The 15,697-nt window shown below is 37.2% G+C and carries 14 protein-coding genes; 9 read left to right on the top strand and 5 right to left on the bottom strand.

The window, feature by feature from the left end; genetic code table 11:
• Positions 1–298: 298 nt before the first annotated feature.
• Positions 299–460, bottom strand: coding sequence for a hypothetical protein (locus F6K54_RS09970; RefSeq protein WP_293076999.1), 162 nt, complete (start codon positions 458–460; stop codon positions 299–301).
• A gap of 57 nt (positions 461–517) precedes the next feature.
• Between F6K54_RS09970 and F6K54_RS09965 the strand changes: the two genes are divergently transcribed.
• From F6K54_RS09965 to F6K54_RS09950, 4 genes are all read left to right on the top strand, one after another.
• A complete protein-coding gene (locus F6K54_RS09965) occupies positions 518–1,120 on the top strand; it encodes a DUF1517 domain-containing protein (RefSeq protein WP_293076997.1) in 603 nt (200 codons plus the stop codon).
• Positions 1,121–1,827: 707 nt separating this feature from the next.
• The gene (locus F6K54_RS09960; RefSeq protein WP_293076995.1) at positions 1,828–2,706 is read left to right on the top strand and encodes a hypothetical protein; all 879 of its coding nucleotides are present in this window, start codon (positions 1,828–1,830) and stop codon (positions 2,704–2,706) included.
• 829 nt (positions 2,707–3,535) lie between these two features.
• Complete coding sequence (locus F6K54_RS09955; protein WP_293076993.1) at positions 3,536–4,351, top strand: RusA family crossover junction endodeoxyribonuclease; 816 nt, start codon at positions 3,536–3,538, stop codon at positions 4,349–4,351.
• Positions 4,352–4,648: 297 nt separating this feature from the next.
• A complete protein-coding gene (locus F6K54_RS09950) occupies positions 4,649–7,108 on the top strand; it encodes a CHAT domain-containing protein (protein ID WP_293076991.1) in 2,460 nt (819 codons plus the stop codon).
• A gap of 404 nt (positions 7,109–7,512) precedes the next feature.
• Here F6K54_RS09950 and F6K54_RS09945 read toward each other — a convergent pair whose 3' ends face one another.
• The 4 genes from F6K54_RS09945 to F6K54_RS09930 form a co-directional block, all read right to left on the bottom strand.
• Positions 7,513–7,683: a hypothetical protein gene (locus F6K54_RS09945; protein ID WP_293076989.1), complete on the bottom strand. Its 171-nt coding sequence runs from the start codon at positions 7,681–7,683 to the stop codon at positions 7,513–7,515.
• 519 nt (positions 7,684–8,202) lie between these two features.
• Positions 8,203–8,394 (bottom strand): hypothetical protein, encoded by a 192-nt coding sequence (locus tag F6K54_RS09940; RefSeq protein WP_293076987.1) that lies wholly within the window; start codon positions 8,392–8,394, stop codon positions 8,203–8,205.
• 181 nt (positions 8,395–8,575) lie between these two features.
• Positions 8,576–8,899, bottom strand: a complete 324-nt coding sequence (locus F6K54_RS09935) for a hypothetical protein (protein ID WP_293076985.1) — start codon at positions 8,897–8,899, stop codon at positions 8,576–8,578.
• Between the two features lie 326 nt (positions 8,900–9,225).
• On the bottom strand, positions 9,226–10,248 hold the full coding sequence (locus F6K54_RS09930) for a YeiH family protein (protein WP_293076983.1): 1,023 nt from the start codon (positions 10,246–10,248) through the stop codon (positions 9,226–9,228).
• 836 nt (positions 10,249–11,084) lie between these two features.
• Between F6K54_RS09930 and F6K54_RS09925 the strand changes: the two genes are divergently transcribed.
• From F6K54_RS09925 to F6K54_RS09905, 5 genes are all read left to right on the top strand, one after another.
• On the top strand, positions 11,085–12,989 hold the full coding sequence (locus F6K54_RS09925) for a hypothetical protein (RefSeq protein ID WP_293076981.1): 1,905 nt from the start codon (positions 11,085–11,087) through the stop codon (positions 12,987–12,989).
• A 430-nt stretch (positions 12,990–13,419) separates the two neighbouring features.
• Positions 13,420–13,668: a hypothetical protein gene (locus tag F6K54_RS09920; protein WP_293076979.1), complete on the top strand. Its 249-nt coding sequence runs from the start codon at positions 13,420–13,422 to the stop codon at positions 13,666–13,668.
• Entirely contained in the window at positions 13,661–14,071 is a 411-nt protein-coding gene (locus F6K54_RS09915; RefSeq protein ID WP_293076977.1) for a type II toxin-antitoxin system VapC family toxin, read from the top strand. The genes F6K54_RS09920 and F6K54_RS09915 overlap by 8 nt, the downstream gene beginning before the upstream one ends.
• 119 nt (positions 14,072–14,190) lie before the next feature.
• The gene (locus F6K54_RS09910; RefSeq protein ID WP_293076975.1) at positions 14,191–14,409 is read left to right on the top strand and encodes a hypothetical protein; all 219 of its coding nucleotides are present in this window, start codon (positions 14,191–14,193) and stop codon (positions 14,407–14,409) included.
• The gene (locus F6K54_RS09905) at positions 14,402–14,560 is read left to right on the top strand and encodes a PIN domain-containing protein (protein ID WP_293076973.1); all 159 of its coding nucleotides are present in this window, start codon (positions 14,402–14,404) and stop codon (positions 14,558–14,560) included. The genes F6K54_RS09910 and F6K54_RS09905 overlap by 8 nt, the downstream gene beginning before the upstream one ends.
• The last annotated feature ends 1,137 nt before the right edge of the window (positions 14,561–15,697 follow it).

The raw sequence follows: 15,697 nt of genomic DNA, 5'->3' as shown, positions 1-15,697 counted from the left end.
GGTAAAGGCTAAATAGGGTCTGCTGAATAAGGAGTAGGGGAGTAGGGGAGTAGGGGAGTAGGGGAGTAGGGGAGTAGGGGAGAATTTTTTTGCCCAACTATGGGCTAAAAATGCGCTCCATGCCTGAGCATGAAGAGCTGAAAACCATGTACTTTTTCAATACCTAAAAAGTCTAAAACCTTTATCTGGCAATTATTTTAGATTTAATCAGCAAACTATAAATAGCATTTTGATTTCAACTGTAAACATACTTGGCAGGAAAAAGACAAATTGACGATCGACAAGAATCATAATAATATCATGTCCGGTAGTATCGGAGCCTGTATAAAATTAAGGTGACACTCTTGAGAAAACCTTCTACCTCCTGCCTCCTGCTTCCTGCCTCCTGCCTCCTGCCTCCTGCCTCCTGCCTCCTGCCTCCTGCCTCCTGCCTCCTGCCTCCTGCCTTTCTTTTATACAAACATGATATAATTAATCTTTATTACTTTTGACTTTTTGATTTTTTTGAAGGTAAATTATGAGTTCTTGGCAAGATAGTTTCAAAAAATTTACAGGTAAAACTCGATTTGTTGTTTCCCGTTTATTTCTTCACTTAGCAGGTTCAGAGGTAACGCCTTTCTTGGGTGTTTTGAATCGAGCTGTAAGGGAAATAGTTGCATCAGAAGGTAACTTGGAAGTAGCAGGAGAAGAACTCGTTGAAGTCTGTCAGAGTCTCCTACAGTATGATACCTATTGGCAGTCTGCTGCTAATGAGGGAGATGTAATTTGGAATGAAGGAGAAGCAGGAGATTTCTTTGATGAACTGTTTACAGACTCAGCTTCTCGTTACCTAAGCTCTGGGGACAATGAAGATCATGAAGCAGATGACCAACTCCTAACTTTATCACCTACTGGCAACTTAGTAGTCATGCTCACAGTTGCTTTTGAGGGAGAAGTACCAGATATTGAAGCCGATCTTGCTAGCATGGGTGCAATGACGGCAGCATTAAAAGCTTTAATTAATCTGCATTATCAAGAAAAACTGCGAGGTATCCAAATACATTTTTCTCCAGCACGTTTAGGAGATGAGTTAGATAATGAACAATTATTAGTAAACTTTTCTGAACTTATTCCTTTATAAAAAGACAGCAGGGAGTGAGACAACAACTGCTACTCATTCCCTATCAAACCTGGGGTGGCGAGGTCTCCTCGCCATATCCAATCGACCAAGAGAGGCAATAGCCAACAGACCAATGCAAAAGGGTTTCAGCTTCTATTTATGTCAAACATCTGAATGCGTAGCGCTATATAATTTGCTTAATCCTCATACAATGCGTAGGGACGTTAACATAGTTGTGTGCTAGCTAATGGCCAGAAAGCCCCTAAAATATAGGGCGAATACCATTCTCTTTTTCAAAGCATAAGTATTCAACCGAATATGATATTACACACAGAAATTAGAACTTTTGACTGATCAAAATAATATGGGTCGCGAACCCCGCCTTTTAAGGCGAAATATTTTTGGAGCGAAACTCAAATCCCCTACTTCCCCTCTTAGCTCCCCTCCTGGGAGGGGCGGGGGTGGGTTGGGGAGGGGCAGGGGTGGGTTAACTTCTGATATCGTGTCCGGTAGCATCGTTTGTGTATAAAATCAAGGTGACAATAGGAGAAAACCTTCTGCCCCCTGCCTCCAGCTCCCGCTGCCTTCCTTCCACCAAAGTCTAATTATTCAACCGGACATGATATGACTTCTGACTTCTGACTTCGTTAATGTTCCCTACTTAAAAACCAAATCAAGGTAGAATAATAAATAGAACTCACTCAAAGTTGTTTAGGGAAAATTATAATATGTTGCGTAAATTAACCGTTTTGTTTATGTGTTTAACATTGTGTTGGACAACAGTGGCCTGTGGCAGCTCCAACACAACATCAAATCAAAACTCAAATTCCAATATTTCTTCCAACCTCACCAAGCAAAATCGAAATCAAGTAACTCAGGGACAATATCCCGTACAACAGGCAACCTATAATGATGCCAACGGCGAATATACTCTAATGTTGCTGAATACTCCGTCAGGTACACCACCTACGTATAGTACTACAGATTTGCAAATGGCAAGTTTGACTGAGGAAGAAATTCAGGAAGGCAAAACTAACTATGCTGAAATTAATGGCAACCAAGCTAGTTTACACATCAAATCAGACTTTAAAATTGAATATGTACACAACGTAACTGAAGTCCAAACCGATCCCCAAACAGGTAGACAAGAAACAATAATTGTGCGTCGAGAGTCTAACTTCTGGACACCTTTTGCTGGAGCAATAGCAGGTCAGGTAGTTGGTGGAGCAATTAGTAATATGTTGTTCAGACCTCAATATTATGTACCACCAGTTTATCAACCAGGTGGAGTAATGACTGGTTATGGTGGGTATGGCAATAGCTATGACCAAGCTGTTAACCGATATCAAGAACGTTATCAAACTGCACCAGCAGCAGTGAAAAACCGTCAAACATTGCGTTCTACAGGTGTAACTAATTCAACTAGAAATAACAACAATCGCAGACAGCAACAAAACCTAAATCGTTCCACGGGAAGCGGTGCTAGTGCCAGTGACTTGCGTCGTTCCGATCAAGCAAAACCTCGCCAACAACGTCGTAGTTTTGGTAGTGGTGGGTTATCTCCCTCTCGTCGCGGTGGTGGTTTTGGTTCTAGACGACGCCGTTAATGAAGTCAGAAGTCAAAAGTCAGAAGTTAGAAGTTAGAAAGAGGGAGCGACGTACAGAAGTTATTTTTGTCACGCGGATGTGTGAGCAACCCTCCAAAAATATTTCGCCAATGCAGGGTTTTAGACCCAATTATTTTGATAAATGAATCACATTTATTTAGGGTTTGCACTCATAAGTCTTTTTGCTAAGGCAGGGAGTAGGGAGTAGGGAGTAGGGAGTAGCTAAAACTCAAGAGTTGGAGGGAGTTGTAGAGGAGGTAGTCGGAAAAATTATCCCTTGCCAACTCTGCCCAACTATACGCCAAAATACTCACTTTTTGAGCCTTCTGAGGCGAAAATCAGGTATTTTTTCACGATCTAAAAAGGCTAAAACCAATATCAGTAAAGACTTTGACATTTAATCAGCAAACCCTATTTATCTAAAAACTGCTGATAGCTACAACAATTAATTAATTTGAGAAGGGGCGAACAACTGTTTGTCCCTAAATTTTATGCTCAGAAAGGGTGTTGGTGAATCAACATAAGAATTAAGATATTTGGACGAACCGTAATCAACATAAGAATTCTGAATACCCCTTTGATTAGTTGCTCCCGAACAACCTATAAACGAAATAATCTGTAGGGACGTTGCATGCAACGTCCCTACCTATTCCCTATTCCCTATTCCCTATTCCCTATTCCCTATTCCCTATTCCCTATTCCCTATTCCCTATTCCCTATTCCCTATTCCCTATTCCCTATTCCCTATTCCCTATTCCCTATTCCCTATTCCCTAGCGCTACGCGCTGTAACTCTATAGTCAACTTCTTCACATAATATCTAACATAAAATGTTAATTAACTGGCAAGACTTAATAATAGAAATTAATTTTAAACATAAACAATGCCAAGACGATCCCATGAATGCTATGGCATTTGCTTATTCTTTAGGGCAATTATTGCTAGAAATTAAAGCTTTATTCTCTCCTACTGAATGGCAATCTTGGCTAAAAAAGAATTGCAATTTCTCAGAAAGTTGTGCTGAAACTTATCTGCAAATAGCTAAAAGTTGGCCTAGTTTCCGGACACAATTAGATGCTTATAGAAAAATAGATTTGTCTACCATGGAGAATATGCCCCAAATGCCACTTATTTCCTCTGAGTCAAAAGATAATGTTGAAGAAGACGTGAATACAGAAGCTAATCAAATTATTCCTTTATTGAACAATACTGAAAATTTTCCGACCTCTATTCCAGGTTCTGAAGAATCTGAAAATGCCACAATTATTAACTTTTACCTTCCTGGGAAAGTAGTTCCAAAAGCACGCCCACGAGTTACTACTAATGGTACTTATTTACCACCTCGATATCGTGCTTGGAGAAATCAGGCAGAAGTAGAAATTTACCGTCAAGTTTCTGAGCTTAATTTAGAAGTAGATTTACCAATTAAAAGAGCAGCTATTTCTATCAGTTTTTGTGGTAAACATCGTACTAATTCCGATCTAGATAATTTAGCAGGAGCTTGTCTTGATGCTTTAACTTTAAACGGTGCGGGAGTGCTACAGGACGACCGCTTGAGTTGTATTCCTAAACTGACTATTGAACATATTCCTAATGTTAAGGAAACGGGAGTTCAGATTAAAATTGAAATACTTCCTGTGAGATAAATCGCTGAATAATATATTTTAAGTTAATATATGATATATCAATTATCAATATTGAATTTTTATATTATTTGAGATTATTTATCGAAAAAAAATTCTATCCTTTAGCATAAATCTAGAGTTATATTATGTGTGGAAATTAGTTCTAATTTAAACTTAGTACTCAAGAGTTGGGACTTAAATATAGTAATTGTATAAATTTCCAGTAGCTTCTAAGAGAAATTACCGTTTATAGATAGAGAATGTTGAAGTTATAATAAGTTTATAGACATAAAATAAATTCACCCTAAAGAATATAAAATGAGAAATTGGAAATATTTTAGATTAATTATCGGTACTGGATTTTTCCTGATTTTGTGTCCATTTCTAATAACAGAGAAAATACATATACATTCAAAGGCAATTGCACAACAGACCACAAAATATAGCGACCGCCTAACCAAAGAAAATTTAGAAATAGAAGCACAACAACTTGACGATCAAGCTACACAACAATTTCAAAATGGCGAATTAGAAGCAGCTATAGAAACTTGGCAACAGGTATTAGAAATTCGTAATCAACAGGGCGATCGTGCTGCTATTAGTCGAACTTTAAATGAAATTGCTATTATTTACGATACTCAAGGTAAATATTCCCAGTCTTTAGAGTTTTATCAAGAGGCTTTAAAAATTGCTAAACAGGAAAAAGATAGTGCAAATATTAATGCAATTTTAAGTAAGATGGGGTTGGTTTATTCTCAGTTAGGTCAATACGAAGAAGCAATCAACTTTTATCAGCAAGTTTTAAAGACTAACCCCCCAACAAAAGCTACAATTTTAAATAATATTGGCGCTATTTATCGTCGCTTAAAAGAATTTCCAAAAGCCTTAGAATTTTATCAACAAGCTTTAGCAATTCATCGGCAAAATCAAGACCGTCTTGGTATTGCTACAACTCTTGATAATATAGGTGTAATTTATCGAGAACAGGGCAAAAATTCTCAGGCATTAGAATCTCATCAGGAAGCATTAGTTATTCGAGAAGAATTGGGCGACAAAGAAGGTCAAGCAGCTACACTTCATCATATTGGTATAGTACATCGGGAGTCAGACCAATATCCAGATGCTTTACAATTTCTGACTCATACTTTAATTATAGATAGACAACTTGGTAATCAGGATGGAGAAAGAATTACCCTAGCAAATATCGGTAAATTATTAGAAAGACAAAATCACCCTAAATTAGCAATAATCTTTTATAAAAAATCAGTTAATATTACTGAAGCTATTCGCAAAGATTTAAAAGTATTACCAGTAGAACAGCAGGAATCTTATATAGAAAGTGTTGCCGAAATATATCGTACTTTGGCTGACTTATTGCTCCAAGAAAAACGCGTCATAGAAGCACATCAAATTCTCGATTTATTGAAAGCACAAGAGATGTTTGAATATATGGGAAACTCAAGTGCTAATGAGGATCAATATACTGAAATTCCACTGCTAGAACTGGAAAAACAATTCTGGAAAATGTATACTCAGCTAATGAATGAAGCTGGTACTAACCAGGTTGAGAATCGGAATATTTCGCCAGAAAAATTGCTGAGTATTAATAATTTTATTGATAGTGAAGAAGTGGCAAAAATTGTTTCAGAATTAGAGAAAAATGCTCATAGTCAAAAAATCACTTCGGATCTGTTGCTTTCCTTAAGGTATGAACTTCAAGAACATCAAGAAAAAAATACGGTAGTCTTATATCCATTACTTTTAGAAGACCGCTTAGAATTAATATTAGTTAGTGCTAATTCCGATGTAGTTCATCGCACTGTTTCAGTAACCAAGGAAGAATTTAGTCAAGCTATCCTTAAATTAAGAGTGAGATTAACAAATAGAAATAAAGCCCTATCATCATCTAGAGGAAATAATAATCAACCCGATCAAAGAGTTATAGAAGCTGGAGCAAAACTTTACAATTGGTTGATAAAACCTATAGAACCTCACCTCACAATCATTAATGCTAAAACTATTATTTATGCACCCGATGGTCCACTACGTTATGTTCCTTTAGCAGCACTATATGATGGAGAAAAATGGTTAGTAGAAAAGTTTAACATCAATAATATTACCACTGCTAGTTTAATGGATTTAACTCCAAAAATAGAGATTAATCCTCTAGTTTTAGCAGGTGCTTTAACAGAAGGAATTTATAATTTCCAAATAGGCCAAAAAAACTTTGATTTTGAAGGATTACCTTTTGCTGGAGTAGAGGTAGAAAAATTAGCAACGATGTTTCCTCAAACCAATAAATTATTAGGTAATGCTTTTACTAAAAAAGCTATGGTATCACAAATGGATAACTATAATATTGTACATTTTGCTACTCATGCTGCCTTTGTAAATGGTCATCCAGAAGAATCTTTTATACTATTTGGAGATGGCAATCGAGCTAGCCTACTAGATGTGAAAGATTGGGATTTAAGGAATGTAGAATTAGTAGTGTTGAGCGCTTGTCAAACTGGTGTAGGAAAACAGTTAAAAAATGGGATAGAAATTCTCGGTTTTGCTTATCAAATACAAGAAGCTGGTGCATCAGCAACTTTGGCAACTTTATGGCGAGTTGACGATCAGGGTACCCATGAATTTATGAATGATTTTTATGCAGCTTTGAAGAATGGTGCAAGTAGAAGTGAAGCAGTACAAAAAGCACAAATTACAATGATTAATAGTGAGTTTAATCATCCTTATTATTGGGCACCATTTATTTTAGTTGGTAATGGATTTTGAAGAAGATTGTTGATTTGTGGAATGGGCATCTTGCCCGTTCCTAATATTTTCACCGCCCCTCAAAAGTCATCTGTGGAATGGGCATCTTGCCCGTTCCTGATATTTTCTTAATTAGGGCTTACCGATCTAATCTAAAAGCATTGACATATTAAAGACAAGTGCCTTTTTGGGGTCGAAAAAAGAGCGCCTGTTTCAGTCTAAAACGCTCAAAAAGTTAGTATTTTAGGCGCATAGTTGGACAGAAAAATCATTCTTACAATTCTTACTCCTACCTCCTCTAAATTCCGATTTATCCTGTCTCCTGTCTTCCCCTCCCCTCCTGGGAGGGGCTAGGGGTGGGTTGGGAGGGGTTAGGGGTGGGTTGTCTCCTACCCCTACTAAAAGACTTTTTCAGCAAACCCTAATTATGGATTTTCTACATCTGTCCAAAAAATAGCTGAAGCATCGCGATCGCTTTCATAAATATCTAACATAACGGAGCCTAAATAACCTCTAGTTATCATCAGATTTAATCCCCATAAAAACAGTGGAATAAAAGTCACTATTCCCATTAATAAAAAAACTTTTCTTTTCATAATTAAAATTAACTACTTTTAGTGAATCAGAATTCAGAATTCAGAATCCAGAATTCAGAATCCAGAATTCAGAAGGGAAGAGAACTCAGAATTCTTTCCGCTCTGGGTGAAGATGGAATATTTTTTTTATACCGAATTAAACGGATTTGATATAAATCCTCAAACTCAGTCAGGGATTATTTCTAACTTCTAACTTCTAACTTCTAACTTTTGACTTTTGACTTTTGACTTCTCAGCGGTTTCCGTTGTTATGAGGTACACCAGTCGCGGGCAAGATACCTAAACGCAGGCAAGATGCCTACGCTACGATGATTTTACCATTCAAGCTTGTACCTCATTTGCCCGAAATATGCTGTACATCCTCAAACTCAGTCAGAGATTATTTCTAACTTCTAACTTATAACTTTTGATTTTTGACTTCTAAGCGGACATTAATACAGCGGTTTCCGTTGTTATGAGGTACACCAGTCGCGGGCAAGATGCCTACGCTACGATGATTTTACCATTCAAGCTTGTACCTCATTTGCCCGAAATATGTTGTACATCCTCAAACTCAGTCACGGAATTATTTCTAACTTCTAACTTTTGACTTTTGACTTTTGAATTATGAGGTACACCAGTCGCGGGCAAGATGCCCGCACTACAGGGATTACTTCTAACTTTTGACTTTTGAATTATGAGGTACACCAGTCGCGGGCAAGATGCCCGCATTACAGGGATTACTTCTAACTTTTGACTTTTGAGTTCTAAATTCTAACTTCTAACTTTTGACTTTTGACTTTTGAATTATGAGGTACACCAGTCGCGGGCAAGATGCCCGCGCTACAGGGATTACTTCTAACTTTTGACTTTTGAGTTCTAAATTCTAACTTTTAACTTTTGACTTTTGACTTTATAACTCTGGTACTGGAAAAAAGTTTCCACTTAACATCAACCACACCACAGCTAAAGTTAATAACAAATTAAAACTTTGCCCCACAATATACAAAATCATTGGTTTACCACCACGCATTTGTTGGGCTAAAACTCGGAAATTAGACTCTAATCCAATTGATAAAAATGCTATACAAAATAGCCAACCACGATAATTTTTAGTCTGCTTCAATAAACCTTGAACATTATCTAAACCCATTAAAGGTACAAATACAAAAGATACTAATAAAGACGCTGCAACGAAACCCAAAACAAACTTAGCTAAATCGCTCTTGAGCCTCACGCCATAATCTGTGATTTGGCACCAGATGAGTCGGCGGTAAATTAATGGGGTTCAATACCTCATTAATTTACAAATTTTATGTTATGATCGAACTATTCTGGTTTGAGCTAATCGCCGCCAGTAATGAACCATGAAAATTTAATAGGATATGGGGTTGTTGGCCCGAATTCCTAGCTAACCGTGGGAAAACGTAAAATCTTATTGCGGAACTAGGTGAGCAGTTTTTTATGCGCAAAAAGAGCGATGGGGCATCTCGTTCTTAAAGCTCGTGGAGTCCGACGGGATACCGGGACTGTGAAACGAGAAGCCCACACTATACCGTCAGGTTAGTGTGGGAGTATGTCACGAAACCTTACCCATAATTCATTTAAAGTTGGAGTAGGAGCGCCTGGTTTCTTTTCCACAGATGTCACCCAAAAAATTGCTATTCCGAAAGCGATCGCTCCAATTAACATATTTTGAATCATTTTTACTAAAGCTGCAGTTTTTCCAGCCACATCTCCCAATGCTTCACCTGCTGCAACCACAGCACCAGTAGCATCAATAGTGCCACCCAACCAAGCTCCACCGACTAATTCATTCATGTTGACTGCTTGGACAAACAAAGGCATTGCAATCATCATTATGACTGTAAATATTAGAGTCATTCCTACCGCCAAAGTTAACTCATCCTTTTTCGCGCGACAAGCTGCTGCTGCGGCAATAGCTGCCGATACTCCACATACCGAAGTTGAGGTTGCGACGATCATTACTAATGTTTTTTGCTGCATTTTGAGGATGCGAGTACCAAACAAATACATGAAAATAACCACTATTGGCGTAACTCCCCAAGCGATCGCTAAACCATAAGGTCCAAATTCGACAATGCGACTAAATAGAATTTCTGCTCCCAAAATGACTAAGCCAGTTTTGATATAGTATTCAGTGCGTACTGCGGGTATGAGCCATTTTGGCGTACCGACTGTGTTGCTAATTAATAACCCGATCGCCAGTGCCCAGAAAGCATAACCGAGATTTATTGCTTTAGCCACTTGGGAGTTTCCTAATATATAAGCGAGGGTAGCTAAGAGAAAAATTCCGAAAAATCCTGGTATCATTGCTCTACCCCTACGTCCCTCCATCACAATATTGCCAAATGTAAATAGAGCGCATAGAGCGATCGCTAATAATATTAAGCCGGGAATTAACTCTATCGGCAAGGCCGCAGCAATATCTCCTCCTTTCCACTTAGGCATTTTTGGCACAACTTTCACCCACCCGCTAAATACACTTGCTAACAGTAACAAACCGATCCAGACAGTCCACCAGTCTTCTAGTTTATATAGATTAGACAATTTTGTTTTGCTCATAGTTTTTAATTACTTAAAAATATTTCTCTTATAAATATCTTAAAGTTAGCTAAATTAGTGAACTTTCTCTATATTTTCTTTATAACTGCTTTGCTTGATGGGTTTAAAACTTTATTGTGATAATTATGCGATCGCTAATTATTCGGATACTATACAAAATACTCCAGAATTTTTCATGTTCATACTTCTAATCTATCGAGTTCTTCTTTAGATAATTATATATGATAATCGGTCAAACCCTGTAGCATTAGTGTAGTTAGATAAAAGGCTAGGTAGGGGAACCCTCGGATTGACGACGTATAGGAGTTATACCAATTCCCATGCATTATTGCTATACTTGCGCAATACTTCATATCATGTCCGGTTGAATAATTAGACTTTGGTGGAAGGAAGGCAGAAGGCAGGAGGCAGGAGGCAGAAGGTTTTCTCCTATTATCACCTTAATTTTATACACAAACGATGCTACCGGACATGATATCAGTTATTAATTAATTAGTAGAAACAGAATCACTTTTCTGCTAATTTTAGCTAATTTAATATTCATTATTCTTATGTTTTTTTCTCCCCCACTCCCCTACTCCCCTACTCCCCTGTTCAACAAAATAAGTTTTTGAAAAATGGTATGTAGGAGGGAAGAGAGTTTAGAAAGATTTGGCAATGAATGAATATAGAAGATTTTTTGATAGATTTTAAGTCTGTTTTATCTGATCCCAAAATTTAACTAATTTTTGCTTGTAGTATGATGAAAACTAATTTATTATATAAGCTGTTGCTATTAAACATTATGAATCAGTAGCAAACTTAGGAAATCAAAAGTAACTCAGGAGAATAATTTCATGTACCAGTTGGCAGTTGCTCAAAATATAGGTGGTAGCAATAGTGACACTGGCTATGGTATAGCCACAGACAATAATGGTGACGTCTGGGTTACAGGAAAGTTCGAGGGCAGCATCGACATTGACGGAGACGGCACGGATGATTTGACCAGTAATGGCAGTGCTGATGCCTATATAGCTAAGTTTGACATTGATGGCAACTTGCTGTTTGCACAAAATATTGGTAGTAATTTTTGGGACGAGGGGCATGGCATAGCCACTGATAGTAATGGTAATGTGTTGGCTACAGGGAGCTTCTCTGGCAGCATCGACATTGACGGAGACGGCACGGATGATTTGACCAGTAATGGCAGTGCTGATGCCTATGTAGCTAAGTTTGACATTAATGGCAACTTTTTGTTTGCACAAAATATTGGTGGTAGCAGTACTCAGCCTGGCTATGGTATAGCCACTGACAGCTATGGTATAGCCACTGACAGTAATGATAATGTGTGGGCTACAGGACAGTTTTGGGAAAACATCGACATTGATGGAGACGGCACGGATGATTTGATCAGTAATGGCTCTTTTGATAGCTATGTAGCTAAGTTTGACAGTAATGGCAACTTTTTGTTTGCACAAAATATTGGCGGCATCGGTTATGACGTTGGCTATGGCATAGCAACCGACAGCAATAATAATGTGTGGGCTACAGGAGAGTTCGAGGAAAGCATCGACATTGATGGAGACGGCACGGATGATTTGACCAGTAATAGTGGCTCTTCTGATATCTATATAGCTAAGTTTGACAGTAATGGCAACTTGCTGTTTGCAAAAAATATGGGCGGTACAGGTTATGACATTGGCTATGGCATAGCAACTGACAGCAATGATAATGTGTGGGCTACAGGACAGTTCTGGGAAGGCATGGACATTGACGGAGACGGCACGGATGATTTGATGAGTAATGGCATTTATGATAGCTATGTAGCCAAGTTTGACAGTAATGGCAACTTTTTGCTTGCTCAAAATATCGGTGGTAGCGATTTTGACCATAGCGAGGGCAATGGTATAGCCACCGACAACAATGGTAATGTGTGGGTTACAGGACAGTTCCAGGGCAACATCGACATCGACTCTGACGGTAATAATGATTTGATCAATAATGGCGGTCATGATAGCTATGTAGCCAAGTTTGACAGTAATGGCAACTTGCTGTTTGCAGAAAATATCGGCGGTAGCAGTTATGAAATTGGCAATGGTATAGCCATCGATAGTAATGGTAATGTGTGGGGTACAGGAAGTTTCTCTGGCAGCATCGACATTGACGGAGATGGCACAAATGACTTGCTAAGTAATGGCTCTTCTGATGGATATATAGCTAAATTCTATGAAGATCAGGACGATCTCTTAATTGGAGATAACAGTAATGATACTCTTAGTGGAGGCAATGGTAACGATCTCTTAATTGGAGGTAAGGGTAACGATCTCTTAAATGGTGGTCAAGGAAGTGATGTTTTGATCGGAGTTGATGTCGATGTCATTGAGAATACACCTGGGCTAATGCCAGATATTACAAACAGTGATGGTGGAAGAGGGGAAATAGATACATTAACTGGAGGAGAAGGAACTGATTTATTTATTCTTGGTGACCAATATAGACTCTACTATGATGATGGTAATGTTAGAAATTCTGGCAGAGGAGACTATGCTCGCCTGAAAGATTTTGATCCTAATGAAGATACAATTTACCTGCATGGATCGCCTAATGATTTTACCATAGTAAGCTCGGGATCTAGCGAAGTAAGTATTTACAGGGATGACAATAATAAGTTTTGGCACTGGTTCCGTAGAGATGAACTCATTGCAGTCGTTGAAGGTAATACGAACTTGAACTTAAATGCTGACTATTTTGAATACGTCTAATATCAATTTGATAAATTCATTAATAGGTGGGGGCAAGCGGCTGTTTGCCCTCACTACTTATTTTTTGGATTCCCAATTAATAACTACAATAATATTTTTACAGGTATTAAGTAATCTAATATTTGAAGAAAGAGGCTTTTAAAAAGAAACTGAAGCTAACCTACAAAAATTAGCCACTCAAACAGGAAAACCTATTCCTGAAATTATCCAAGAATTAATCGCCAATTATCTTACTAAAAAACCTCAAAAATTACCAAAATCAGTGGCAATGTGGTCAAGTGGAAGACCGGACTTATCTACTAAAACAGAACAACTATTAGATACAAGAAAACAGAAATAATATTTATGGAAGTTGCTTGAGCATAACTTTAAACGGAAATAACCTTAAATTTCTATAGTATATCAGTATAATCAATAGGAGATGCTAAGTATGCTAGAAAAATTCACAGTTACTTATGATGGTTCAGTTTTTTATCCCGAAGAAACCATTAATTTAAAACCCAATACCCGTTACACTATCCAGATTATTTCCCAAGAAAAACAGACAGAAACAACTTATAAAAATGCTTGGGATTTATTAGAAGAAATGGCAGGAACTTATGAAGCTCCCGAAGACTGGTCAAAAGAACACGATCATTATTTGTATGGTACACCCAAAAGAAACCTGAAAAATGAATAAAGACAGACTCTTTTTAGACACGGTTTTCATTCAGGCAATTTTAAATCCTCGCAACCAATATCATATTCCTGCTATGGAACTTTTGCCACGTGTAAAAAATGCCCAAGAAGTCTGGATAACAGAGGCAATTTTTATGGAAGTTGGTAATGCACTTAGTACCTACGATCGTCGCAAAGTTTCTGCTTTTATTCAACAATGTTACCAAACTAATAACATTTCAATTGTGAATATTACCCCTCAACTGTTTAAAGAAGGACTAAATTTATATGAATCTAGACAAGACAAAACATGGGGATTAGTTGATTGTATTTCATTTATTGTTATGAAACAACATAACTTAATAGATGCTGTTACTTCAGATATTCATTTTATTCAAGCAGGATTTCAGGCATTATTACGATGAAATCAAGGGCTAAAACCACAAAGCGAACATTACGGGATTAGAAAGAAAGAGGAGAGCATAAAACAGAAATAATTTTCAAAATTGCTATAATAAATATAGATTACTAACTTTAATTTATCATGGAAAATATTACCATTCCAGTTGAACCTGAAATTGCCAAAGCGTACCGAGAAGCAGAACCAGAAAAACAGCAAAATGTGCTTCTTATTTGTAACTTTATTCTTAAAGAACTTTTCAAAAATACAAGTTTTGAAGAAATTGTCCAACAAATTCGTCAAGAAGCAGAAGAAAACGGTTTAACACCTGAAATCTTAGAAGAATTATTAAAAGATGAGTAGATTACGAGTTATTTTAGATACTAATATCTTAATCAGTGGACTCTTGTTATCTTCATCAACTTCTCAACAAGTTTTTAATCTGGTTACAGCAAAAGAAATTATGTTAATTTCTGAGAATACCTATCAAGAAATATCTCAAATAGTATCTTGATAACCATGCTTGGGCTGGAACTCGAGCCTTTGGATTTACTCAAAAATAAAAATCAAATTTATAATTTCCGGATTAAGTATCAGAATATGGGAAAAGATAATGGTAGATGCACCCTGATGGATAACCTCCGCTGTAATTGGTGGAGGCTTTTTTTTTGCACAAAAACAACAGAAAATTAAATTGATAATTCCCGGATTAAGTATAGGAGTATGAGAAAAAGAAATGGTAGATGCACCCTGATAGATAGCCTCCGCTGTAATTGGTGGAGGTTTTTTTTTGACACAAAAACACTAGAAAATCAAATTGATAATTCCCGGATTGAGTATCGGAATATAGGAAAAAGAAATGGTAGATGCACCCTGATAGATAGCCTCCGCCTTCATTGGTGGAGGTTTTTTTTTGCACTAAAAAAGTAGAAAATCAAATTGATAATTCCCGGATTGAGTATAGGAATATAGGAAAAAGAAATGGTAGATGCACCCTGATAGATAACCTCCGCTGTAATTGGTGGAGGTTTTTTTTTGCACAAAAACAACAGAAAATCAAATTTATAATTCCCGGATTAAGGATAAGAATATGGGAAAAAGAAATGGTAGATGCACCCTGATAGATAGCCTCCGCCATAATTGGTGGAGGTTTTTTTTTGCACAAAAACAACAGAAAATTAAATTTATAATTCCCGGATTGAGTATAGGAATATAGGAAAAAGAAATGGTAGATGCACCCTGATAGATAACCTCCGCTGTAATTGGTGGAGGTTTTTTTTTGCACAAAAACAACAGAAAATTAAATTGATAATTCCCGGATTCAGTATCAGAATATGGGAAAAAGAAATGGTAGATGCACCCTGATAGATAACCTCCGCTGTAATTGGTGGAGGTTTTTTTTTGCACAAAAACAACAGAAAATAAAATTAATAATTCCCGGATTCAGTATCAGAATATGGGAAAAAGAAATGGTAGATGCACCCTGATAGATAACCTCCGCTGTAATTGGTGGAGGTTTTTTTTTGCACAAAAACAACAGAAAATCAAATTTATAATTCCCGGATTAAGGATAAGAATATGGGAAAAAGAAATGGTAGATGCACCCTGATAGATAGCCTCCGCCATAATTGGTGGAGGTTTTTTTTTGCAC

The organism is Okeania sp. SIO3B5, assembly GCF_010692555.1.
Taxonomy (GTDB): Bacteria; Cyanobacteriota; Cyanobacteriia; order Cyanobacteriales; family Microcoleaceae; genus Okeania.
The sequence above is the reverse complement of the archived record's forward strand: the minus strand, read 5'-3'. Positions and strand labels throughout refer to the sequence as shown.

Coding starts and splice junctions, on each gene's coding strand:
- F6K54_RS09955 (WP_293076993.1), top strand. CDS start 3,536: ATGTTAATTAACTGGCAAGACTTAATAATAGAAATTAATTTTAAACAT.
- F6K54_RS09905 (WP_293076973.1), top strand. CDS start 14,402: ATGAGTAGATTACGAGTTATTTTAGATACTAATATCTTAATCAGTGGA.
- F6K54_RS09920 (WP_293076979.1), top strand. CDS start 13,420: ATGCTAGAAAAATTCACAGTTACTTATGATGGTTCAGTTTTTTATCCC.
- F6K54_RS09930 (WP_293076983.1), bottom strand. CDS start 10,248: ATGAGCAAAACAAAATTGTCTAATCTATATAAACTAGAAGACTGGTGG.
- F6K54_RS09925 (WP_293076981.1), top strand. CDS start 11,085: ATGTACCAGTTGGCAGTTGCTCAAAATATAGGTGGTAGCAATAGTGAC.
- F6K54_RS09950 (WP_293076991.1), top strand. CDS start 4,649: ATGAGAAATTGGAAATATTTTAGATTAATTATCGGTACTGGATTTTTC.
- F6K54_RS09940 (WP_293076987.1), bottom strand. CDS start 8,394: ATGCGGGCATCTTGCCCGCGACTGGTGTACCTCATAATTCAAAAGTCA.
- F6K54_RS09945 (WP_293076989.1), bottom strand. CDS start 7,683: ATGAAAAGAAAAGTTTTTTTATTAATGGGAATAGTGACTTTTATTCCA.
- F6K54_RS09910 (WP_293076975.1), top strand. CDS start 14,191: ATGGAAAATATTACCATTCCAGTTGAACCTGAAATTGCCAAAGCGTAC.
- F6K54_RS09960 (WP_293076995.1), top strand. CDS start 1,828: ATGTTGCGTAAATTAACCGTTTTGTTTATGTGTTTAACATTGTGTTGG.
- F6K54_RS09965 (WP_293076997.1), top strand. CDS start 518: ATGAGTTCTTGGCAAGATAGTTTCAAAAAATTTACAGGTAAAACTCGA.
- F6K54_RS09915 (WP_293076977.1), top strand. CDS start 13,661: ATGAATAAAGACAGACTCTTTTTAGACACGGTTTTCATTCAGGCAATT.